Raw genomic sequence first — 21,643 nt, 5'->3', positions numbered from 1 at the left:
CCTTGTGACACGCGGGTGAAACTTTGTTCAGTAACAAAGAGCGTATTGCACCAGTGTGTTCCGCTTCATAGGTTCTACACCCTCTACCGCCCACCCTCCAGGGAGCTCTGGCATGGCGAATGTGGTGCGCGCGGCGCTCGTCCAGACCAAGTGGACCGGCGACGCCGAGTCGATGATCGAGCTGCACGAGAAGTACGCCCGCGACGCCGCCGCGCAGGGGGCGAAGATCATGGGCTTCCAGGAGGTGTTCAACGCCCCCTACTTCTGCCAGGTGCAGGAGCCGGAGCACTACAAGTGGGCCGAGCCGGTGCCGGACGGGCCGACCGTGCGGCGGATGCAGGCGCTGGCCGAGGAGACCGGCATGGTGCTGGTCGTGCCGGTCTACGAGGTCGAGCAGTCCGGCTTCTACTACAACACCGCCGCGGTGATCGACGCCGACGGCTCCTACCTCGGCAAGTACCGCAAGCACCACATCCCGCAGGTCAAGGGCTTCTGGGAGAAGTACTACTTCAAGCCGGGCAACCTGGGCTGGCCGGTGTTCGACACCGCGGTCGGCAAGGTGGGCGTCTACATCTGCTACGACCGGCACTTCCCCGAGGGCTGGCGCGCGCTGGGCCTGGCGGGCGCGCAGATCGTCTACAACCCCTCCGCCACCAGCCGCGGCCTGTCGGCCTACCTGTGGAAGCTGGAGCAGCCCGCCTCCGCCGTGGCCAACGAGTACTTCGTCGCGGCGATCAACCGGGTCGGCGTCGAGGAGTACGGCGACAACGACTTCTACGGCACGAGCTACTTCGTGGACCCGCGCGGGCAGTTCGTCGGCGACGTGGCCAGCGCGCACGACGAGGAGCTGGTCGTGCGCGACCTGGACCTGGACCTGATCGACGAAGTGCGTCAGCAGTGGGCGTTCTACCGAGACCGCCGCCCCGACGCCTACGGCCCGCTGACGGAGGCGTGATCACAACCATGGGAACGCACGCTGACCTCTACGCCCGCCACCAGGCGGTCATGCCGAGCTGGATCGCCACCTACTACGACCCGCCCATCGAGCTGGACCGCGGCGAGGGCCGCCACGTCTGGGACGCCGAGGGCAACCGCTACCTGGACTTCTTCGGCGGCATCCTGACCACGATGACGGCGCACGCGCTGCCGGAGGTCACCAAGGCCATCACCGAGCAGGCCGGGAAGATCCTGCACACCTCCACGGTGTACATGAGCCGCCACATGGTCGAGCTGGCGGAGCAGATCGCCGAGGTGTCCGGCATCCCGGACGCGCGCGTCTTCTTCACCACCAGCGGCACCGAGGCCAACGACGCCGCGCTGCTGCTGGCCACCAGCTACCGCCGGTCCAACCAGGTGCTGGCGATGCGCAACAGCTACCACGGCCGCTCGTTCTCGGCGGTGTCGATCACCGGCAACTCGGCGTGGTCGGCGACCAGCCTGTCGCCGTTCCAGACCTTCTACGTGCACGGCGCGAACAGCTTCCGCAGCCCGTTCAAGGACCTGCCGACCGACGAGTACATCGCCGCGTGCGTCGCCGACCTGCGCGAGGTGCTGGACCAGACCGCGAAGAACGTCGCGTGCCTGATCGCCGAGCCGATCCAGGGCGTCGGCGGGTTCAGCGTGCCGCCGGACGGGCTCTACGGCGCGTTCAAGGAGGTGCTGGACGAGCACGGCATCCTGTGGATCAGCGACGAGGTGCAGACCGGATGGGGCCGCACCGGTGAGAACTTCTGGGGCTGGCAGGCGCACGCGCCCGAGGGCGTCACGCCGGACATCGTGACCTTCGCCAAGGGCATCGGCAACGGCTCGTCCATCGGCGGTGTGATCGCGCGCGCCGAGGTGATGAACTGCTTGCAGGCCAACTCGTTGTCCACCTTCGGCGGTAGCCCGATCACCATGGCGGCCGGCCTGGCGAACCTGAAGTACCTGCTGGACAACGACCTCCCGGCGAACTCGCGCGAGGTCGGCGGCTGGCTGATCGAGCAGCTGCGCGCGGCAGGCTCCGAGCTGCCCGTGGTCGCGGACGTGCGCGGCAAGGGGCTGATGATCGGCGTGGAGCTGGTCAAGCCCGGCACGCTCGACCCGGCGCCCGCAGCGGCGACGGCCGCGCTCAACGCGGCGCGCGAGGGCGGCCTGCTGATCGGCAAGGGCGGCCTGCACGGCAACGTGCTGCGCCTGGCTCCGCCGTTGTCCCTCACCCGCACCGAGGCCGAGGAGGGCCTGCGAGTCCTCCGGCACGCCCTCACCGTCGCCAACGCGGAGGTGACGGCATGAGCGCCATTCGCGGGCTTATGGACGTGTCCCGCGCCGCGAAGAGGTCCATTAGCCCGCGAATGGCGGCAGGAGGGGCGGTATGAGGACGGTCATCAAGGACGGGTTGGTGATCAATGCGTCCGATGAGCTGCACGCGGATGTGCTGATCGAGGACGGGAAGGTCGTCGCGCTCGCTTCGAGCGGGTCGGAGTTGGCGGCGTCGTGGACCACGGGCGCGGACAAGGTGATCGACGCGACCGGGCGCTACGTGATCCCCGGTGGCGTGGACTGCCACACGCACATGGAGATGCCCTTCGGCGGCACCGTCGCCGCGGACAGCTTCGAGACCGGCACGCGCGCGGCGGCGTGGGGCGGCACCACGACGATCGTGGACTTCGCCATCCAGCAGAAGGGTTCCTCGCTGCGCGAGGGCCTGGACGCCTGGCACGGCAAGGCCGACGGCGAGTGCGCCATCGACTACGCGTTCCACATGATCGTCAGCGACGTGAACGACTCCTCGTTGAAGGAGATGGACGCGCTCGTCGGTGAGGGCGTGACCAGCTTCAAGCTGTTCATGGCCTACCCGGGCGTGCTCTACAGCGACGACGGTCAGATCCTGCGGGCGATGCAGCGCGCAGGGGACAACGGCGGCCTGATCATGATGCACGCCGAGAACGGCATCGCGATCGACGTCCTTGCCGCACAGGCGCTTGAGCGCGGTCAGACCGACCCGAAGTACCACGGTGCCGTGCGGCGCGAGCTGCTGGAGTCCGAGGCCACGCACCGCGCTATCCAGCTCGCCCGCGTCGCGGGCTCCCCGCTCTACATCGTGCACCTGTCGGCGTCGCAGGCGCTGGACGAGGTCGCGGGCGCGCGGAACAGGGGGCTCAACGTCTTCGCCGAGACGTGCCCGCAGTACCTCTACCTGTCCACTGAGGACTTGGCGAAGCCCGGCTTCGAGGGCTCGAAGTACGTGTGCTCGACGCCGCTGCGGCCGATGGAGCACCAGGCCGAGCTGTGGAAGGGCCTGCGCACCAACGACCTGTCCGTGGTCTCCACCGACCACTGCCCGTTCTGCTTCAAGGACCAGAAGGAGCTCGGGCTCGGGGACTTCACCAAGATCCCCAACGGCCTGCCGGGCGTGGAGTCCAGGATGGACCTGCTGCACCAGGGCGTGGTGGACGGCCACATCAGCCGCCGCCGGTGGATCGAGATCGCCTGCGCCACCCCGGCGCGGATGTTCGGCCTCTACGGGCGCAAGGGCGTCATCCAGCCCGGCGCCGACGCGGACGTGGTGATCTACGACCCGAACGCCGAGCAGGTGATGTCGGCGGAGACGCACCACATGAACGTGGACTACTCCTGCTACGAGGGCAAGCGGATCACCGGCAAGGTCGAGACCGTGCTGTCCAGGGGCCGGGTCCTGATCGAGGACAACGCCTACCACGGCCGCAAGGGCGACGGCGCGTACGTGCCGCGCGAGACCTGCCAGTACCTGACCTAGGGGAACCTGAGTGAAGACGATCAACCACTGGATCGGCGGGCAGGTCAGCGAGGGCACCTCGGGGCGCTTCGGCGCGGTGACCAACCCGGCGACGGGCGAACAGACCGGCAAGGTCGCGCTCGCCTCCGTGTCCGATGTGGACACCGCTGTCGCGACGGCGAAGGAGGCGTTCACGTCCTGGCGCAACGCCTCACTGGCGAAGCGCTCGCAGATCCTGTTCGCCTACCGGGACCTGTTGCACCGCAACCGCGACGAGATCGCGTCGCTGCTGACCTCCGAGCACGGCAAGGTGCACGCGGACGCGCTCGGCGAGGTCGCCCGCGGCCTTGAGGTCGTGGAGTTCGCCTGCGGCATCCCGCACCTGTTGAAGGGCGGGTACTCCGAGGCGGCCTCCAGCGCGGTGGACGTGTACTCGCTGCGCCAGCCGCTTGGCGTTGTCGCGGGCATCACGCCGTTCAACTTCCCGGCGATGGTTCCACTGTGGATGTTCCCGATCGCCATCGCCTGCGGCAACACCTTCGTGCTCAAGCCGAGCGAGAAGGACCCGTCGGCGGCGCTGCGGGTCGCGGAGCTGTTCGGCGAGGCCGGGCTGCCCGCCGGTGTGCTGAACGTGGTGCACGGCGACGCCGAGGCGGTGAACGCGCTGCTGGACCACTCCGACGTGAAGGCGGTGTCCTTCGTCGGCTCCACGCCGATCGCGCAGCACGTGTACTCGCGTGGAACCGCTGCGGGCAAACGGGTTCAGGCCCTCGGCGGGGCGAAGAACCACATGATCGTGCTGCCGGACGCGGACATGGACCTGGCCGCCGACGCCGCGGTCTCGGCCGCCTACGGCTCGGCCGGTGAGCGGTGCATGGCCGTCTCCGTGCTCGTCGCAGTGGGTGCGGCTGGTGACGAACTGGTCCCGAGGATCACCGAGCGGATCGCGAACCTGCGCATCGGCCCCGGCGACGACCCGAAGTCGGAGATGGGCCCGCTGATCACCCGCGAGCACCGGGACAAGGTCGCGTCCTACGTCGAGGCAGGCGCTGTCGCCGGTGCCTCGGTGGTCGTCGACGGGCGGGAGCTCTCCGTTGACGGCGACGGGTTCTTCCTCGGGGTGAGCCTGATCGACAACGTCACGCCGGAGATGAGCGTCTACACCGACGAGATCTTCGGGCCGGTGCTGTCGGTGGTGCGGGTGGACAGTTACGACGAAGCGGTCGAGCTGATCAACTCCAACCAGTGGGGCAACGGCGCGGCGATCTTCACCAGGGACGGTGGCGCAGCGCGGAAGTTCCAGAACGAGGTGGAGGCGGGCATGGTCGGCGTCAACGTGCCGATCCCGGTCCCGGTCTCCTACTACTCCTTCGGCGGGTGGAAGGCGTCGTTGTTCGGCGACAGCCACGCGTACGGGCCGGAGGGCGTGCACTTCTACACGCGCGGAAAGGTCGTCACCTCGCGCTGGCCGAACCCGGCCGACCGTGGCATCGATCTCGGCTTCCCGCAGAACCGCTAGGAGGGCGTCATGGACTTCGGCATGGTGTTGCAGACCGATCCACCCGCCTCCGGGGTGATCGAGCTGATGAAGCGGTCCGAGGACGCCGGGTTCGGCTACGGCTGGACCTTCGACTCCTGCATCCTCTGGCAGGAGCCGTTCGTGATCTACAGCCAGATCCTGGCGCGGACCAGGACCATGGTCGTCGGACCGATGGTGACCAACCCCGGCACCCGGGACTGGTCGGTGACGGCCTCGCTGTTCGCCACGCTCAACGACATGTACGGCAACCGCACGGTCTGCGGGATCGGCCGCGGCGACTCGGCGATGCGCGTGGTGGGCAACAAGCCGAACACGCTGGCCCGGCTCGGCGAGGCCATGCACGTGATCAAGGAGCTGGCCGAGGGCCGTTCGGTCCAGGTCAACGGCAAGGACGTCCAGATCCCGTGGGTGCGTGACGGCGAGCTGCCGGTGTGGATGGCGGCCTACGGGCCGAAGGCGCTGGAGCTGACCGGGAAGCAGGCCGACGGCTTCATCCTCCAGCTCGCCGACCCGTACCTGACCGAGTGGATGATCAAGGCGGTCCGCGCGGCGGCGGAGCAGGCGGGCCGCGACCCGTCCTCGGTGAAGATCTGCGTGGCCGCGCCCGCCTACGTCAGCGACGACCTGGACCACGCGCGCTCGCAGTGCCGGTGGTTCGGCGGCATGGTCGGCAACCACGTCGCGGACCTGGTGGCGCGCTACGGCGAGCACTCCGACATGGTCCCGGAGGCGCTGACGGCCTACATCAAGGAGCGGCAGGGCTACGACTACAGCCACCACGGCAAGGCGGGCAACCCGAGCACGGACTTCGTGCCGGACGAGATCGTGGACCGCTTCTGCCTGATCGGCCCCCCCGAGCGCCACATCGACAAGCTCGAACACCTCAGGTCCCTCGGCGTGGACCAGTTCGCCGTCTACAACATGCACGACGCCAAGGAGCACACCATCACCGCCTACGGCGACAAGATCATCCCCGCCCTCACCTGAGTCCCCCACGGCCATTCGCGGGCTTATGGACCTCTCAGCACCCTGAGAACGGTCCATAAGCCCGCGAATGGCGTTTTTGGTGCCGCCGGAGTGGAACAGTGGTGTACCGTTTCGGAATGTGACGGTTCCGAGAAGTGGGCGGGTGGCGGTGTGGTGCCTGCTGGGCGCCACCGGGCTGTCGGTGATGGGCAACGCCATCGTGGGGATGGCGCTGCCCTGGTTGATCCTGCAGCGGACCGGGAGCGCGACCGCCGCCGGGCTCGTCGGCTCCGCGGCGGTGCTGCCCGCGATGCTGTCGGCGATGTTCGGCAGCGCCCTGATCGACCGGATCGGGCGGCGGCTGGCCAGCAACGCCGCCGACGTCCTCAGCGCGCTCGCGGTCGCCGCCGTGCCGATCGTCGACGCGATCTACGGCATCGACGTGGCTCTGATGGCGTTGCTGGTGGCGATCGGCGCGACCTTCGACGGCCCCGGGATGGCCGCGCGGGAGTCGCTGCGCCCGGATGTGGCGGAACGCAGCGGGGTTCCGCTGGTGAAGCTCAACTCCTGGGGCGAGACGGTGGACAACATCGGGGCGTTCGGCGGTCCCGTGGTGGCCGGTCTGCTGATCGGTTTCGCCGGCCCGGCGAACACGTTGTGGGTGACCGTGGCGATGTTCCTGGCCGCCGTGGTGCTGGTGCAGTTCGGCGTGCCGAAGGTGCCGCCCGCGCCGCAGGCCGCCGAGGAGTCCTACCTGCGTTCGGTGCGCACCGGGCTGATGTACGTGGTGCGCGACCCGGTCCTGCGCGCCGTCACCCTGATGTCGTTGATCGACGTTGTCTTCCTCGCCCCGTTGGAGCCGGTGCTGTTCCCCGCGTACCTGCAGGGCGAGGGGGTGGCACCGGCGATGGCCGGGCTGGTGCTGGCGTCCTTCCCGGTCGGCACCATCATCGGCTCGCTGGGCTACAGCTTCGTCGCCGACCGGTTCCGGCGGCTGACGGTGCTGGTCGCCAGCCTCGCGATGGCCGGGACCGGGCTGATGCTGTTCGTGTTCACCCCGCCGCCGCTCGGCATGATCGCGCTCGCGGTGGGCATCGGGATCGCGGCCGGGCCGATCAACCCGATCGTGGCGACCAGCTACCAGGAACGCAGCCCGGCGCACCTGCGCGGCCGGGTCATCGGGACGCTGGTGGCGCTCAGCTCCGCGCTCGCCCCGGTCGGCCTGCTCGGCATGGGCCCGGTCATCGACGGGCTGGGCGCGCCGTGGGGCTTCGTGATCGTCGGCGCGGGCAGCCTGGTCACCGCCGCGTTCTGCCTGGCCAGCAAGGGCATCCGCCGAGTGGACGAGCCGGCGGACGCCCCGGCTGGGCTCACCCGGTGACCAGCCCCGGCCTGCCGTCGTTGACCACGTGGGTCCGCGCGACACCGCGAGTGACCTCGGCGGGGTCGAAGTACCGCGCGGTCATCTTCTCCGGGGTGACCGTCGCGTGCACGTAGCCGCGGCGGTCACTGACGAAGCGCAGGCTCGGGTTGGCCTTCATGCAGGCCGCCCGGTGCCGATGCACGTCGCCGGTCAGCACGACGGGGTTGGGCACCTGGCAGCCGCCCCAGCCACGGGTGATCCGGTCACGTCTGCCCATCGGCCCTCCCCGACAGCCGTTGACGCACAACGTGAAGACTGCGCCAGGAAGCACCCGGACGGAGTGCCGCTGAATGCCGAAAACCCCGGCCTGGGCCGGGGTTTTCGGGGATGCTGTCGCGGGTAATCCGCTGTCAGACGGAAATACCGCGCGCGGACAGCCAGCCGAGCGGGTCGACGTCCCTGCCGCCGGGCAGCTTGACCTCGAAGTGCAGGTGCGGGCCGGTGGACTGGCCGCGGTTGCCGATGGTGGCGATCTGCTCGCCCGCCGCGACGGTCTTGCCCAGCCGCGTGGTGATGGTGTTCATGTGGCCGTAGGTGGTGATGGTGCCGTCCGCGTGCTGGATGCGGACCCACAGGCCGAAGCCGCTGGCCGGGCCGGCGTCGATGACCACGCCCGCCGCGGCGGCCCGGATCGGGGTGCCGATGGCGTTGGCGATGTCGATGCCGCGGTGGCTGGTGCCCCAGCGGGCGCCGAAGCCGGAGGTGAGCCGGCCCTCGGCGGGCTTGGCGAAGGCGCCGCGGATCGCGGACTTGCGCTCGTCCTCGGCCTTGCGGGCGTCCTCGGCGGCCTTCACGGCCTTCTTGGCGGCCTCCTCGGCCGCGGCGCGGGCCTCGCTCTCGGCGGCGACGCGCTCGTCCTTCACGCGCTGGCCCGTCGCGAGCTTGCTCAGCTCCGCCGAGGGGTCGCTCGTGGCGACGCTGGGCAGCATCTCCACCGCCTTGGGCGGGGCCGCGTAGCGGGCCTTGAAGAGGTTGGCCTCCGCCGAGGAGGAGTCGATGCTGGCGGACGCTCCCTGGAATCCGATGACGACCAGGGCACCCGCCGCGACCGCTGCGACCGCCGCCTTGCCTGCGGGAGCGGACTTCGAGGTGTTCGACGCCGTGCGGGCCCTCTTGGGCCGGGAAACCTTGCCCGCGCGCCGTAAAGCTTCTTCCAAAGCCGGGGAGGTTGCCCCACCCGGGGAACGATGTCGAGCCACTACCAGCCCTTTCACTCACGTCGGGGAGTCCGAGCCGGACGCCCGGCGGGGGATCCGGGAGGGGTCGGCTGGGCGGCCGACGCCGTGTCCGTGGTGGTGCTCGAACCGTGATGTGCAGCGGCGAAGCTAACGGGGGGTTACCAGTAGGGGCAACCCTCACCCGCCTGGCGGGTGACCTATCCCACAAACAACTACCTAAGGTGAGAGCAACCTGCGTCTGGGCCGTTTACCGGAGCCGCTCGTCCACGAACGTCTGAGCGTCGGCGCACACCTTGGAACACTCCAAACCGGGGTTGTCCCTGGTGCACGCGAGCATCCAGGCCAGGTAGGAGCGGGCCTCCTGGGACCGCTGGACCAGCTCGTCGAGCTCCTCGATCCGGGCGCGCACGACCGCCTTCCAGTGCGCGCGGTCCGGGGAGGGGCCGGCCAGGATCCGGGCGATGTCGCCGAGGGACATGCCGCCGGAGGTGCTCCAGATCTGGATCAGCGCCAGCCTGCGCAGCTCGGCGGCGCCGTACCACCGCCTGCCGCCGTCGCGGCTGGTCGGCGTCAGGATGCCGAGCTCCTCGTAGTAGCGCAGGGCCGAGGCTCGGATCTCGAAGCGCCGCGCGACCTCGCCGATCGACAGAAGTTCGTCTTTCACCGAAACAGTTGACTTCAAGTGCGCTTGAACCTCAAGGGTGGGACGGCGACCACGGGAGGGGCCTTGACCGTCACCACACCCGCGACGCGGGTCGACCGCGCGCTGTTCACCTCGTTGTTCCTCGCGGTGTTCCTGGCGATGCTGTGCATGAGCGTCGTCACCATCGCCCTGCCGGTGATCCAGGCCGACCTCGGCCTCGACGTCGGCGGAATGCAGTGGATCATCAACTCCTACACCCTCTGCCTCGCCGGGCTCGCCCTCGTCGGCGGCACGGTCGGCGACCGCTACGGCCGCCGGAAGGCGCTGCTGACCGGGATCGCGCTGTTCGTGCTCGGCGCGGCCCTGTGCGCGCTCGCAACGGACCTGACCCTGCTGCTGGTCGGGCGCTTCGTCCAGGGCGCGGGCGCGGCGCTGCTGGTGCCCGGCTCGATGTCGCTGCTGTCCCGCAACTGCCCGGACCCGGCGACCCGTTCACGGATGATGGGCCTGTGGGGCACGGTCGCCAGCCTCGCGATCGTGATCGGCCCCGTGGTCGGCGGCCTGCTCGTCGGGGCGTGGGGCTGGCAGGGCATCTTCTGGGTCAACGTGCCGATGGGCGCACTGGCCTTCGCGCTCGCGTGGCGCTCGGTGCCGGAGTCGGCCGATCCGGAGCACGTGGCGCTCGACCCGCTCGGTCAGCTGCTGGGCATCGCCTGGCTGGTCGCGCTGTGCTGGGGGCTGATCGACGCGGGCCAACGCGGCTGGAGCGGCCTGAGCACGATCCTGATGGTGCTCGCCGCCGTGGGGCTGGTGGTGTTCGTGGTGGTGGAGCGGCGCCAGGAGCGGCCGATGCTCCCGGTGCGGCTGTTCGCCGGGCGCCGGTTCAGCGCGGCCACGGTGGCGTCGTTCCTCCTGGGCTTCGGCTCCTACTCGATGTTCAACTTCCTCCCGGTCTACCTCCAGCAGGTCCAGCACCACCTGCCGCAGGAGGCCGGCCTGCGCATGCTGCCGCTGCCCCTGGCGATCATGGCGGTCTCGGTGCTGGCGGGACGGCTCGCGGCGGCTCGCGGCGACCGCACACCGATGCTGCTCGGCTACTCCCTGATCGCGGCGGGCCTGCTCGGCCTCTGCCTGCTCGCCCCCGACAGCCCCTACCTGGCGGTGGGCGGGTTGTTCGCTGTGATCGGCGTGGGCACGGGGCTGGCGATGGCCCCGACGAGCACCGCCGCGCTGACGGGGGCGCCGCCGGAGCGCTCGGGCATGGCCTCGGCGGTGGTGAACGCCTCCCGCCAGACGGGCATCGTGGTGGGTGTGGCGGTGCTCGGCGCGGTGCTGCCGCTGGGCGGCCTGATGTCCGGCTTCCACCTCGCGAGCCTGATCGCGGGCGCGGCCACCCTCATCGCCGTCCTGGCCGCCCTGCTGATCACGCCACACCCCTGACGCGTCAGAGCACGAGGCGGTCGGCGAGTCCCGCCGCGGTGAAGGCGGCGACGAACTCGTCGAGGCCTTCGGTGAAGTGCGCCCAGCTGTCCAGGTGGGCGGGAACGACACGGCGGGCGCCGAGTGCGGCCGCGGCCTTGGCGGCGAGCTCGCTGTCCAGGGTGAGCAGCGCTCCGTCGAACCGCGAAGTGCGGACCGCGCCCGCGAACAGCACCGCCGTGTCGACCGGGCCGAAGCGCTCCGCGATCTGCTCCACCAGCGGCAGCGAGGCGTTGTCACCGCTGACGTAGATCGCGGGCACGTCCGGCGCGGTCAGCACGAAGCCGGTGACCTCGCCGGTGAGCGGCTCGCAGCCGTCCGGACCGTGCTGGGCGGGAACCGCCGTCACCGTGAGCACTCCCCCGTCGGGGCGCGCCAGGTCGTGCGTCTCCCAGGCCGCCATGCCGCGCGCCGTCCCGCCGAGGCGCTCGCCCCCGCTCGGGGTCGTGAGCACGGTCGGCACCGAGCCGAGCAGCTCACGCCCGGAGATGTCCAGGTTGTCGGCGTGTTGGTCGTGGGAGAGCAGGACCGCGTCGAGTCGGCCGAGGTCGGCGGGGGCCAGTCGCGAGGGCGCGGTCTTGGTGAGCGGCACCTCACCCGGGTAGTCGCCCGGGCCGTCGAAGGTGGGGTCGGTGAGCAGGCGGAGGCCGCCGACCTCGATCAGGACGGTGGGGCCGCCGAGGACGCGGAACTGAGCTTCGGACATCGTCTTCCTCACGGAGAAAGTTGCGTTTTGACGTGAGGAACGTAGCAGCCTCTCACGGCTACGCCAAGGCGTTACCATGAGAACCGTGAATCTCCCTCCGGCTCCGGGCGATGACCTGCACCCCGCGCTGGCGCTGGCCAACACGGTGCAGACCACTCCGGCGGGCACGGTGGACCTGATCGCCGACCCGGAGTCGGCGACGGCATGGCTGACCGAGCGGGAGCTGCTCCCCGAAGGCGGTCGCCTCGGCGAGTCGTGCACCGTGCGCGTGCAGGACCTGCGCCGCGATGTGCGGGCGCTGCTGACCAGCGTCACCGGCGGGACGCCACCGCCCGGCGAGGCGCTCGACGCGGTCAACGCCGCGCTCACCGCGACCCCGACCGCCGAGCTCCTCGCGTGGAGCTCGGACCGGGGCATGCACCGATCGGCGAAGCACCCCTTCGACCAGGCCACCGACCACGTGCTCGCGCTGGTCTCCGTGGACGCCGTGGACCTGCTCACCGGGCCCGACGCCGGGAAGATCGCGGCCTGCGGCGCCTCGCACTGCTCGCGGTTCCTGCTGCGGACGCACGCGGCCCGCCAGTGGTGCTCAGTGCGGTGCGGTGACCGGGTCCGAGCCGCCCGCGCCTACGCCCGCCGCGCGAAGAACCAGGTGGAAGCGGCAGCCGGGGCCGTGGTTGACCACGGTGATCGTGCCGCCGAGCGCGGTGACCAGGCCCTTCGCGATCGGTAGCCCCAGTCCCGCCCCGGACTCGCCCGGCGTTCGTGCCGCCGCGCCGCGGAAGGCCACGTCGAACACGCGCTCCAGATCCGGAGCCGGGATGCCGCCGCACTCGTCCTCGACGGTCAGCCAGGCGTGGTCGTCAGCCAGGCCCGCGCGGACCGCGACAGTGCCGCCTCGGCGGGTGTGGCGGATCGCGTTGTTGAGCAGGTTGCGCAGCACTCGCCCGAGCTCGCGTTCACCACCGAGCGCCACTGGCCACGTCAGTGCCTCCGCGTGCAGGCGGACGCCCGAGCGAGTGGCGTGCGGCTGCTCCGCCGAGAGCGCCTCCTCCACCACGTCGCGCAGCGGCACCGGTTCCCGTCGCGGCCGCACTTCGCCCGCGTTGATGCGGGACAGCTCGAAGAGGTCGTCGACCATGCCGGACAGGCGTTCCGTCTCGCCGCGCACGCGCAGGACGTAGTCGCGCACCTCACCGGGATCGGCCACGACACCGTCGGCGAGCGCCTCGGTCATCACCTGGATACCCGCGAGCGGAGTGCGCAGGTCGTGGCTGATCCACGAGACGAGCTCGCGGCGGGAGCGCTCGGCGGCGCGCTCGCGGTCGCGCGCCTCGCGCTCCCACACGCTGTGCCTGCTCATCGAGCGGCCGAGCAGCAGCGCCACCGGCACGGTAATCAACGCGACGAGGCCGCACACCACGAGCGCGGCCTGGGTCTGCTGGGTGTACATGAAGCCGCAGATGCCGATGATCCCGGCTAGCGCGGCGGCCAGCGGGACGAGCACGAGCACCGCCATCGAGACCGTGAGGGAGCCGCGCCGCAGTCGGTGCAGCAGTGCTGTGCCCAACGCCGCGACCGGCACCGAGCAGGCGAGCGCGATCAGCGCCATCCACGGCACGTCGGCGAGCACGGGACTCATCCCGATGGGTCGTATCTGTAGCCGACGCCCCACACGGTGGCGATGCGCGCCGGACTCGCCGGGTCGGACTCGACCTTCTCCCTGAGCCGTCGCACGTGGACGGTCACTGTGGACTGGTCGCCGAACTCCCAGCCCCACACCTGCGACAACAGGTCGGCGCGACTGTAGGCGCGGCCCGGGTTGGCCATCAGGAAGGCGAGCAGGTCGAACTCGCGGCCGGTCAGGGTGAGCTCGACGCCGTCGCGCTCGGCCCGCCGCGCCGTGAGGTCCAGGCGCAGGGAGCCGTCGGCGAGGCAGGGGGTCTCGGCGGCGGGCCTCGGGCCGACGCGGCGCAGCACGGAGGAAACCCGCAGGGCGAGCTCACGGGCGCTGAACGGCTTGCTGACGTAGTCATCCGCGCCGAGGGAGAGCCCCAGGACGCGGTCCTCCTCGTCGCCGCGGGCGGTCAGCATGATCACCGGGACGGCGCTGCGCGCGCGCAGCCTGCGGCAGACCTCCAGCCCGTCGAGTCCGGGCAGCATCAGGTCGAGCACCACCAGGTCGGGTTCCCGCGCGGCGGCCAACAGCAGCGCCTGTTCGCCGTCGCCGGCGAGCTCGACCTCGTGCCCGGCGAGCTCCAGGTAGCGGCGGACCACGTCGCGCACGGTGAGGTCGTCGTCCACGACCAGCACCCGACCGGTCACCTCGGCCTTCGGCAGCTCCTCCACGGGCGTGGTGTACCACGCCGAGTTCTCCCGCGCACGAGTCACTGCCGCTCCCTGGAGGTCAGCTCGGTCTCTGACCTCCAGGGAACGGCATGCAGGGGACCCGTGACGTGTTCGCGGTCTTACGAACTGCTTACGGCGCTCAGCCCGACCACGCGCAGTGCAGGTGCGTGCTGTGCCCGGCATCGCCCGGCCCGAGCACCTCGGTCGCGCCGTACTCCCGGCACTTCTTCATGAACGCCTTGTACTTGGGGTGGCTGGAGCTGACCGCGCGGCCGTTGATCTGGTCGACGTCGAAGGCCAGCCCGGCGTAGTGCCTTGAGGTGCTGCTGTGGTCGCCACCGGCGATGGTGGTGACCCGGAACTTGTACTTGGCGTCGGTGTTCAGCTTCAGCATCCCGGCGAGCATCCGGCCGTCCAGCGCCACCTTCTTGACGCCGACGTCGCTCCACGGGCTGGTGCTGGCCTTGTTGCCGGCCGCGGTGTCGTTGATGTTGCTGCGGGCGGTCGACGCGGCGTGCTTGCGGCCGCTGACGTGGGAGTTGAGCAGGCTGATGCCGGAGCTGGCCTTGATCTTCTTCGCGGTGTCGGCGGCCGCCGCGGCGGCCGGGTCCGCCGAGGCGGTCCCGGCGGCGCCGAGCAGAACGGAGAAGGCGCAGACGGCTCCGGTGAGGACGAGCTTGGTTCGCGACATGTCATCCAGGCTGGCAGCGACCGGTTAAGACTCGGTTTAGATCCGCTCAAAGACCGACGCCGCGGTGCCGCCATTCGGGTCCTGGAACCCCACGACCACCCGCGCGGGCGTCCCGGTGAGCCCGATCCCCAGCAGCGGAGCACCCGGACGGACATCGAGAACTTGTTTGCCCACAATACTTCCGGCCCTATCAAGGACGAAGACGTTGGCGCGTCCGGCCCCGGTGACCACCAGCTGGACATCCACTGTGGACCCGGTGACACGGGCGAGGACGACGCGCGCGCTCGACCGCGAGGCCGCTGAGCCACCCAGCGGGACCCCGGTGCGCACGGCCTGCTCGACCGACTGCGGCGAGTCCACAGAGGACAGCGCGACCAGCGGGAGCGCCGGTGGGGTCGCCGGGCGCTCGGGCGGCGCGGGGAACCCGCCGAGCACGGCCCTGCCCCAGCGGTACGGATCGCCCTGCACGCCGCCCCACGTCGACCAGCCGATGCGGGTCTGCCCGGTCTTGTCGCGCGTGTCGGAGTCGTAGACCAGCACGTTCAGCCCGAGGTTCGCCGGATCGACCGCGCCGGGCAAGGCGGACAACGGGATCGCTACCTCAACGGTGTAGCCGGTGTAGGGCTGGCTGACCTTGCTCGCCACCCGGACGCCGGTCGCGGAGCCCTGGTGGTTGTCCGCGTCCCGCAACGCGCACGCCGGGCCCTCGGTCGTCACCGGCAGAGCCGCGAGCTTGAACGTGCTGGAGGTGTTCTCCGAACGTCCACGCGGGTCGAGGGTGATCTCAACGGAGTCGGTGCGCCAATGCCGCTTGCAGTCCGCCGTGGCAAGAGTGCTGCCGAGCTTGTCATCGGTGACCTTGACCAAGGCGTGGAGCGTGTCGCCGTGCCAGCTCAGCCGCGCCGTCGCCGAGCAGTCGGCCGCGGACTCGCAGTCCGAGCCCTCCCATCGGGTGGACAGGTCCAGCTCCCGCCCGGTGTACTCCCCCGGCCCCGCGACACCGTCCACCACAGGCGGTGCGGACGCTTGGGTGATGGTGGTCGTCGGGACGAGTTCCAGTGCCTGTTTGGACGTGCTGGCCGGCCCGCTCTGCGGACGGGTGGTGATGCTGTACGCGTAGTCGCCACCCTTCATACCGGTCGGCATTGTCGCGTCGGTGTTGCGGACGGCGAAGCGCACCGTCGTGGTCGCGCCCGGAGCCAGTCCCTCGAAGGGCTTGCTCTGCGTATCGGCCGCGAACCCCTTGGGCAGAGCCATCTCCACGGTTCCCGACTGCGCGGTGGTGCCGTGGTTGACCACGTGGACGTCGATGTCGCGGGCGCCGCCGGACGGCAGTGTGAGCACAGGCGGGACGAGGTCGGCGAGAGCCGGGGCTCCCGCGCCGCGTGCCCAGTCGCGGAACTCCGAGACCTGCGGCAGCGCTTGCTGCTCCGCGCGGACCGGAGCCGTCACCTCGACCACTGCGGCACCCGCACCGCGACGGTCCATACTGGACAGTTCGATCGGAAGCCGGACACGTCCGGGCTGTGCACCAGCAGGCACAGTCACAGTGAACTCCGTGGTGGCCGGCCTGCCCGCCACCACTGTGCCCAGGTGACCGCGTCCGCTGACCGTCCAGCCCGGCGGTGCCGACACAACGGCCTTCGCGTCCGGCAGAACGCGGTCGGCCGTCGCGGTCACGCGGACCTTCAGTGACGCGCCCGCCACCACGGCGAAGCGGTCAACCTCCACGGAGAGCCCGGTGCGCGGCGGCAACGCTCCCGGCAGGATCGCGCCTTCGAGCATGCTCGCGGCACCGGGAACCCTGCTCACGACCTCGGTGAAGTAGTCACAACCGAGCTTCGCCGGATCGGTCGGCACGTCGGGGAACCCCGCCCAGCCCTGGCTGACGTACTCGCGCTGGGCCTTGCGCTCGACCTGCGCCCAGGTGCCGCCACCCGGTGCGGCGACGCCGCTCCACACCCCGTACGAGCCCGCAGGGAGACTGTCCACACAGGACGGACCGAGCTTGCGCTCACCGGAGGTGCCGGTGATGAAGATCTTCGAGACCGCCCAGGGCCGCAGTCCTTCCCGGGAGATCTGCTCCGGGTAGGCACCGGGGTCTGCCGCGGCCCGGTACGCCTCGACCGCGAGCCGCCCGGAGTACTGGTGGTTGCCGTGGTTGCCCGGGGTCGGAGCGGGGTCCATGGTCACCACGATCTCGGGCCGGGTCTGCCGGACCAGCCGCACGAGCCTGCCGAGGGTGTCCTCGTGGCCCCACGCCCGCCGGGTCAGCGGCGAGCTGACCGTGTAGTAGAAGTCGGCCTTGTCGAGGTTGAAGACCTCGGTGATCCCGGCCGCCGCGACAGCCCTGCGCTCCTCCGCCTCACGGATGCGGCCCAGCTCCGGGCCTTCCTCAGGACCGGCCGCGTTGCCGCCGCCCTCGCCCCTGGTGATCGTGACGACGCCCGTGCGCACGCCGTGCTCGGCCTTCCACCGGCCGAAGGTCGACAACAGCGAGGACTCGTCGTCGGGATGCGCGCCGACGAACAGCGCGCCGAGGTCGACCGGCCCCCGGTCCTCCGCGAGCACGGGTTCCTCCGCCCCCAGCACCACGGCCGCCGCAGCGGCCAACGGCACGAGCCCAGCGACCCAGCGAGTGATCCGCACGGAGAACCTCACCCCTTCACAGCACCGTCCAGCATTCCCCGGATGAAATGTCGTTGCAGGAACAGGTAGACCAGCACCACCGGCAGTGCGACGAGCACCGAGGCGGCGGCGAGCAGCGGCACACTGGTCACCGCGCGCCCGGAGAAGAACCGGAGCCCGAGCGGGGCGGTGCGCAGGGCCTCGTCGGTCACCATGACCAACGCGAGCAGGAACTCGTTCCAGGTCCACATGAAGACCATCACGACCAAGGTGACCAGCGCGGGCCGCCCCATCGGCAGCAGCACCCGCCACAGCGTCTGCCAGTGACCGGCTCCGTCGAGCCGGGCGGCCTCCACCACCGACCGCGAGGTCGAGCTGAAGTACGTGCGCATCCAGAACGCGCCGAACGCCACGGACTGCGCGACCTGCGGCGCGATCAGCGCGAGGTAGGAGTTGGTCAGCCCGAGGTCGCGCAGGTCGAAGTACAGCGGGACCACGATCGCCTCGGCTGGCACCATGATTCCCAGCAGCAGCAGGTAGAACAGCACCTCACGGCCACGGAAGCGCATGGTGCCGAAGGCGTATCCGGCGAGCACCGACAGCAGAACGGAGATGACCACGACGCTCGCGCTGACGATTGCGCTCGTGCCCAGATAGCTGCCGAAGTTGCCCTCGTTCCACGCCCGCGCGAAGTTCTCCCAGTGCACGCCATCCTGGCCGACGACCTCCGGACGCAGCGCGGTGAACAGGATCGCCAGCACCGGGTAGAGCGCGTACGCGGTGAAGACACCGAGAACCGCGTAGGTGCCGATGCGTTCCAGTCGGGAAGCCCTCATCAGCGATCCCTCCCGGTGATCTTCGTGATGCCGAAGGTGATCAGGAAGGCCAGCGCGGTCAGCGTGATGCCGATCGCCGCGGCCGAGCCGACCTGTCCACTGTGGAACGCGCGGTGGTAGATCTCGTAGGACGGCACGGTGGTGGACCCGCCGGGCCCGCCCTGCGGCGTCATCACGTAGACCAGGTCGAAGGTCCGCAGCGCGGCGATCACGGTCAGCGTCAGCGCGACCCCGATCTCCGCGCGCAGCGCGGGGAGCACGACGGTGCGGAACTCGGTCACCACACCGGCTCCGTCCAGGCGCGCCGCGTCGAAGAGCTCGCCGGAGATCTTGCCGATGCCGCCGAGGAAGAGCACGACGGCGAGTCCGGTCTGCACCCAGGTCCCGACCAGCCCGACCGCGATCAGCGCCGTGCCGGAGTCCCCGAGCCACGCCGTGGCGAGGCCGTCGAGGCCGACGAGGCGCAGCAGCTCGTTCAGCGCGCCGTCCGGGGCGAAGATCCGCTGCCAGGCGATCGCCACCACGACCATCGCGACAACCTGCGGCAGGAACAACGCGGTGCGGAAGAAGGGCAGGCCCCGCACCTTGGTGCGGGACAACGCGGTAGCGAGCACGAGCCCGATCGTCACCGGCAGCACGGAGAAGAAGACCAGCAGCACCGCGACGTGCCCGAAGGCGGCGAGGAACCCGGCGTCGGCGGCGAGCTCGGCGTAGTTGTCGAGCCCGACGAACGTGCCGAGGGTCAGCCCGTCCCAGGAGAACAGCGAGATCCACCCGCTGTGCAGCAAGGGGAACAGCAGGAACAGTCCGTATACGACCAGCGCCGGGAGGACGTAGAGGTACCCGACGCGGCGCGGCTCAGCGACCGCCACGACCGGAGTCCAGGTCGTCCTGGAGCACGGTCAGGAACCGTTCGACACTGTCCTGTTTGGACAGGAGCTGCTCGACCGCTCCGGTGACCGTGTCGTAGGCGGTCACCGTTGCGTAGTCCAGGTAGGGCACGAGCCCGGTGGAGCGCGATGCCGTCTGCCACGCCGAGAACACGTCCTTCTTCAGCCCCGTGGCAGCCTGCTTGTCGGCCTCGACCACCGGCAGGTTCCCGTTGTCCGCCAACACCTTCATCGCCTCGGGACTGGTGATGAACTGGATGTAGGACGCGGCGGCGTCCGGGTTCTTGCTCCGCCCGCTGACCGCGAACGGCAACCCCGTTCCGCCCGTGACGGTCTGCCCCGGCGGGAGCTGAAAGCCGGCGTTGTCGCCCATGGCCGCCTGGAGGTCGGCGGCGAGCCAGGTGCCGCTGACGTGGAAGACGCCCTCCCCCCTGGCGAAGGCGGCCCACGAGTCGTCGGCCTTGATCCCGGCAAAGCCCTGCGGGAAGTAGCCGTTGTCGGCCCAGGACAACACCAACCGCGCGGCCTGCTTGTTCGCGTCGGTGTTCCACGAGACCCCGTCGCGGCCGGTGGCGAGCCTGGTCTCCTCCTCGGCCTTGCCGTAGCGGTGCATGGCGAGGCTGAACAGGTAGGTGCCGCTGCTCTTCTCCAGGTTGCCGAACTGGATCGGCAGCTCACGCGCGCGCTTGGCGACGGCCAGCGCGTTGTCGAAGTCCTGCCACGTCTTCGGCGGCTGGAGGCCGAGCCTGGCGAGCTTGTCCTTGTTGTAGTACAGACCCACCAGCTCGCCGGTCTGGGGCACGCCGTAGAGCCTGCCCTCGCCGAGGACGCCGCCGCTGTCGGGGTACCTGGCGAGCCGGAGCACCGAGTCGGGGATGCGCTCGGTCCACCGGTGCGCGGTCGCGTAGCCGTCGAGTGGTTGCAGCAGACCGGCTTTCACGAACGAGCCCATGTCCTGCTTGCCGTTGTTGACCTGCACGACATCGGGCGCCTCGGCCCCGGTGAGACCGAGCTTGACGGTGCTGCGCAGGTCGTCGAATGACCTGGCGACGCGCTTGATGACGATGTTCGGGTACTTGCGCTGGAACGCCTCGTTGAGCGTGGTGATCTGCTTCTCCTGGCCGCCCCGGACCTCTTGGTCCCACACGGTCAGGGTCACGTTGCCCATGGTGGCCGGGTCGGTGCGCACCTCCCCGGCCGGGCGGTCGACGGGACGCTTGCCGACCGAACCCGATCCCGGGGTGCACGCCGTCGCCAGGGCCGCCAACGCCAGTAACGAGAACGTTCGGCGCGAGAGCACAGGTAACTCCTCCTCAGGGATTGCCGCGCAGTCCGATGGTCGCGCTGGCCCTGCGCACCGTGGAGCAGCCGTGGCTGGGCAGCAGGTCGTCGAGGAAGTGGTAGCCCCGCAGGCCGTCGTCGGGGCGGCAGCTCAGCGCCCGCCACCACGCGGCGATGTCGCACCAGCCGGGTGCGGACAACGACCCGCCGAAGTGCTGCACGGACAACGCGGCGCAGAGGTTGGCGAAGTGCACCCGGTCGGCCAGCGGCCATCCGGCCAGCGTGCCGAACACGAAGCCGGCGCCGAAGACGTCACCGGCCCCGGTGGGGTCGAGCGCGTTGACGCTGAGCCCGCGGACCTCGGCCTCCTCACCGGTGCGCGAGTCCACGGCGACCGCGCCGTCTCCGCCTCTGGTCACCACGACGACGGGCACGATGTCGGAGAGCGCGCGGGCGGCGGCCTTCGGGTCGTCGGTGCGGGTGTAGCGGGTGGCCTCGACGGAGTTCGGCAGGAACACGTCGTAGCCGTCGAGCAGCTCGCGCAGCATCGCGGGCGCCCACTTCTCGCTGGGGTCCCAGCCGACGTCGGCGAACAGCAGCGAACCGTCCTGCTTGGCCTGCCGGACCCAGTTGTCGCTGTGCAGGTCCACGTGCACGAAGCAGGCGCGGGTGCGCGGCGGCGGGCTGAGCAGCTCGTCCGCGCTGATCGGCGCGGGATGGCCGTGGGTGACCATGCTGCGGTCGCGGTTGACCGCCATGGAGACCGTCAGCGGGGAGTGCCAGCCGTAGAAGCGGCGGGAGTGGGTCAGGTCGACCTTCTCCTGGTTGGCGAGCACGTCCCAGCAGAAGTCGCCGTAGACGTCCTCGCCGAAGGTGGCCGCGAGGCCGGTGCGCATCTGCAGCCTGCTCAGCGCGACCGCGAGGTTGGCGATGCCACCGGGGCTGGAGCCCAAGCCGCTCGACCAGATCTCGGTTCCGGTCTCCGGCAGGTGCGGCAGCCCGGTGAAGATGATGTCCAGGAAGACCGTGCCGGACAGCAGCACGTCCAGGGCGGGGGGTTCGCCGGGGAACTGGGCGCCCGCGTCGAGGTCGACCTCGATCTCGACGTGGTCATGATCGTGGCGTTCGTCGTGTGGGCCATGGGGCGGCTGATGATCCACCGACACTCCTCCCCTGGGAATTCGTGGAGTCTGCACCCGCGTGCAGATATGTGACAAGACATGAGCATGCCATTTGACACTCGCTGGACATACTGGACCGTCGAGTGCGCAGAACCCGTCAAACGCTCATATTGATG

The 21,643-nt window shown here is 70.3% G+C and carries 19 protein-coding genes and 1 pseudogene; 8 read left to right on the top strand and 12 right to left on the bottom strand.

The window, feature by feature from the left end:
- Positions 1 to 112 precede the first annotated feature (112 nt).
- The 6 genes from ACFFQA_RS01845 to ACFFQA_RS01820 all read left to right on the top strand — a co-directional run bounded on the left by ACFFQA_RS01845 (position 113) and on the right by ACFFQA_RS01820 (position 7,623).
- Positions 113 to 955 (top strand): nitrilase-related carbon-nitrogen hydrolase, encoded by an 843-nt coding sequence (locus ACFFQA_RS01845; RefSeq protein WP_377849747.1) that lies wholly within the window; start codon positions 113 to 115, stop codon positions 953 to 955.
- Between the two features lie 8 nt (positions 956 to 963).
- The gene (locus tag ACFFQA_RS01840; protein ID WP_377849746.1) at positions 964 to 2,274 is read left to right on the top strand and encodes an aspartate aminotransferase family protein; all 1,311 of its coding nucleotides are present in this window, start codon (positions 964 to 966) and stop codon (positions 2,272 to 2,274) included.
- Between the two features lie 79 nt (positions 2,275 to 2,353).
- Complete coding sequence (hydA, locus tag ACFFQA_RS01835; RefSeq protein ID WP_377849745.1) at positions 2,354 to 3,757, top strand: dihydropyrimidinase; 1,404 nt, start codon at positions 2,354 to 2,356, stop codon at positions 3,755 to 3,757.
- A 10-nt stretch (positions 3,758 to 3,767) separates the two neighbouring features.
- Positions 3,768 to 5,255 carry a CoA-acylating methylmalonate-semialdehyde dehydrogenase gene (locus ACFFQA_RS01830; RefSeq protein ID WP_377849744.1) on the top strand — a complete coding sequence of 496 codons (1,488 nt, stop codon included), beginning with the start codon at positions 3,768 to 3,770 and terminating at the stop codon, positions 5,253 to 5,255.
- A gap of 9 nt (positions 5,256 to 5,264) precedes the next feature.
- Positions 5,265 to 6,263: a TIGR03842 family LLM class F420-dependent oxidoreductase gene (locus tag ACFFQA_RS01825; protein ID WP_377849743.1), complete on the top strand. Its 999-nt coding sequence runs from the start codon at positions 5,265 to 5,267 to the stop codon at positions 6,261 to 6,263.
- A gap of 118 nt (positions 6,264 to 6,381) precedes the next feature.
- Positions 6,382 to 7,623: an MFS transporter gene (locus ACFFQA_RS01820; RefSeq protein WP_377849742.1), complete on the top strand. Its 1,242-nt coding sequence runs from the start codon at positions 6,382 to 6,384 to the stop codon at positions 7,621 to 7,623.
- Here ACFFQA_RS01820 and ACFFQA_RS01815 read toward each other — a convergent pair.
- From ACFFQA_RS01815 to ACFFQA_RS01805, 3 genes are all read right to left on the bottom strand, one after another.
- Positions 7,613 to 7,882, bottom strand: a complete 270-nt coding sequence (locus tag ACFFQA_RS01815) for a hypothetical protein (protein ID WP_377849741.1) — start codon at positions 7,880 to 7,882, stop codon at positions 7,613 to 7,615. The two genes, ACFFQA_RS01820 and ACFFQA_RS01815, sit on opposite strands and share 11 nt — an antisense overlap.
- Before the next feature lie 133 nt (positions 7,883 to 8,015).
- The gene (locus tag ACFFQA_RS01810) at positions 8,016 to 8,822 is read right to left on the bottom strand and encodes a M23 family metallopeptidase (protein ID WP_377849740.1); all 807 of its coding nucleotides are present in this window, start codon (positions 8,820 to 8,822) and stop codon (positions 8,016 to 8,018) included.
- A gap of 268 nt (positions 8,823 to 9,090) precedes the next feature.
- On the bottom strand, positions 9,091 to 9,507 hold the full coding sequence (locus ACFFQA_RS01805) for a MerR family transcriptional regulator (protein ID WP_377849739.1): 417 nt from the start codon (positions 9,505 to 9,507) through the stop codon (positions 9,091 to 9,093).
- 63 nt (positions 9,508 to 9,570) lie between these two features.
- Between ACFFQA_RS01805 and ACFFQA_RS01800 the strand changes: the two genes are divergently transcribed.
- The gene (locus tag ACFFQA_RS01800) at positions 9,571 to 10,926 is read left to right on the top strand and encodes a DHA2 family efflux MFS transporter permease subunit (RefSeq protein ID WP_377849738.1); all 1,356 of its coding nucleotides are present in this window, start codon (positions 9,571 to 9,573) and stop codon (positions 10,924 to 10,926) included.
- 4 nt (positions 10,927 to 10,930) lie between these two features.
- Here ACFFQA_RS01800 and ACFFQA_RS01795 read toward each other — a convergent pair whose 3' ends face one another.
- Complete coding sequence (locus ACFFQA_RS01795) at positions 10,931 to 11,671, bottom strand: MBL fold metallo-hydrolase (RefSeq protein ID WP_377849737.1); 741 nt, start codon at positions 11,669 to 11,671, stop codon at positions 10,931 to 10,933.
- A gap of 76 nt (positions 11,672 to 11,747) precedes the next feature.
- On the opposite strand from ACFFQA_RS01795, the pseudogene ACFFQA_RS01790 reads away from it, so the two are divergent.
- Positions 11,748 to 12,254: pseudogene (locus ACFFQA_RS01790) on the top strand (CGNR zinc finger domain-containing protein); the annotation flags it as partial.
- Positions 12,255 to 12,260: 6 nt separating this feature from the next.
- Here the strand turns inward: ACFFQA_RS01790 and ACFFQA_RS01785 are convergent.
- From ACFFQA_RS01785 to ACFFQA_RS01750, 8 genes are all read right to left on the bottom strand, one after another.
- Positions 12,261 to 13,313, bottom strand: coding sequence for a sensor histidine kinase (locus ACFFQA_RS01785; RefSeq protein WP_377849736.1), 1,053 nt, complete (start codon positions 13,311 to 13,313; stop codon positions 12,261 to 12,263).
- The gene (locus ACFFQA_RS01780) at positions 13,310 to 14,011 is read right to left on the bottom strand and encodes a response regulator transcription factor (protein ID WP_377850201.1); all 702 of its coding nucleotides are present in this window, start codon (positions 14,009 to 14,011) and stop codon (positions 13,310 to 13,312) included. Before ACFFQA_RS01780 ends, ACFFQA_RS01785 begins: the two co-directional genes overlap by 4 nt.
- A 148-nt stretch (positions 14,012 to 14,159) precedes the next feature.
- Positions 14,160 to 14,711 (bottom strand): carboxypeptidase, encoded by a 552-nt coding sequence (locus tag ACFFQA_RS01775; protein ID WP_377849735.1) that lies wholly within the window; start codon positions 14,709 to 14,711, stop codon positions 14,160 to 14,162.
- Between the two features lie 36 nt (positions 14,712 to 14,747).
- The gene (locus ACFFQA_RS01770; RefSeq protein WP_377849734.1) at positions 14,748 to 17,360 is read right to left on the bottom strand and encodes a sugar-binding protein; all 2,613 of its coding nucleotides are present in this window, start codon (positions 17,358 to 17,360) and stop codon (positions 14,748 to 14,750) included.
- An 8-nt stretch (positions 17,361 to 17,368) separates the two neighbouring features.
- Positions 17,369 to 18,175, bottom strand: coding sequence for a carbohydrate ABC transporter permease (locus ACFFQA_RS01765; protein WP_377849733.1), 807 nt, complete (start codon positions 18,173 to 18,175; stop codon positions 17,369 to 17,371).
- A complete protein-coding gene (locus ACFFQA_RS01760; protein WP_377849732.1) occupies positions 18,175 to 19,047 on the bottom strand; it encodes a carbohydrate ABC transporter permease in 873 nt (290 codons plus the stop codon). Before ACFFQA_RS01760 ends, ACFFQA_RS01765 begins: the two co-directional genes overlap by 1 nt.
- Positions 19,034 to 20,365 (bottom strand): extracellular solute-binding protein, encoded by a 1,332-nt coding sequence (locus ACFFQA_RS01755; protein ID WP_377849731.1) that lies wholly within the window; start codon positions 20,363 to 20,365, stop codon positions 19,034 to 19,036. The genes ACFFQA_RS01760 and ACFFQA_RS01755 overlap by 14 nt, the downstream gene beginning before the upstream one ends.
- A 13-nt stretch (positions 20,366 to 20,378) precedes the next feature.
- Entirely contained in the window at positions 20,379 to 21,506 is a 1,128-nt protein-coding gene (locus ACFFQA_RS01750) for a carbohydrate kinase family protein (RefSeq protein WP_377849730.1), read from the bottom strand.
- Between the last annotated feature and the right edge of the window lie 137 nt (positions 21,507 to 21,643).

The sequence above is a fragment of the Allokutzneria oryzae genome (assembly GCF_042429765.1).
GTDB classification, from domain to species: domain Bacteria; phylum Actinomycetota; class Actinomycetes; order Mycobacteriales; family Pseudonocardiaceae; genus Allokutzneria; species Allokutzneria oryzae.
The sequence above is the reverse complement of the archived record's forward strand: the minus strand, read 5'-3'. Positions and strand labels throughout refer to the sequence as shown.

Bases quoted from the DNA above. Each gene is read 5' to 3' on its own strand.
- ACFFQA_RS01825 (WP_377849743.1), top strand. From the start codon at position 5,265: ATGGACTTCGGCATGGTGTTGCAGACCGATCCACCCGCCTCCGGGGTG.
- ACFFQA_RS01840 (WP_377849746.1), top strand. From the start codon at position 964: ATGGGAACGCACGCTGACCTCTACGCCCGCCACCAGGCGGTCATGCCG.
- ACFFQA_RS01795 (WP_377849737.1), bottom strand. From the start codon at position 11,671: ATGTCCGAAGCTCAGTTCCGCGTCCTCGGCGGCCCCACCGTCCTGATC.
- ACFFQA_RS01775 (WP_377849735.1), bottom strand. From the start codon at position 14,711: ATGTCGCGAACCAAGCTCGTCCTCACCGGAGCCGTCTGCGCCTTCTCC.
- ACFFQA_RS01765 (WP_377849733.1), bottom strand. From the start codon at position 18,175: ATGAGGGCTTCCCGACTGGAACGCATCGGCACCTACGCGGTTCTCGGT.
- ACFFQA_RS01845 (WP_377849747.1), top strand. From the start codon at position 113: ATGGCGAATGTGGTGCGCGCGGCGCTCGTCCAGACCAAGTGGACCGGC.
- hydA (WP_377849745.1), top strand. From the start codon at position 2,354: ATGAGGACGGTCATCAAGGACGGGTTGGTGATCAATGCGTCCGATGAG.
- ACFFQA_RS01785 (WP_377849736.1), bottom strand. From the start codon at position 13,313: ATGAGTCCCGTGCTCGCCGACGTGCCGTGGATGGCGCTGATCGCGCTC.
- ACFFQA_RS01815 (WP_377849741.1), bottom strand. From the start codon at position 7,882: ATGGGCAGACGTGACCGGATCACCCGTGGCTGGGGCGGCTGCCAGGTG.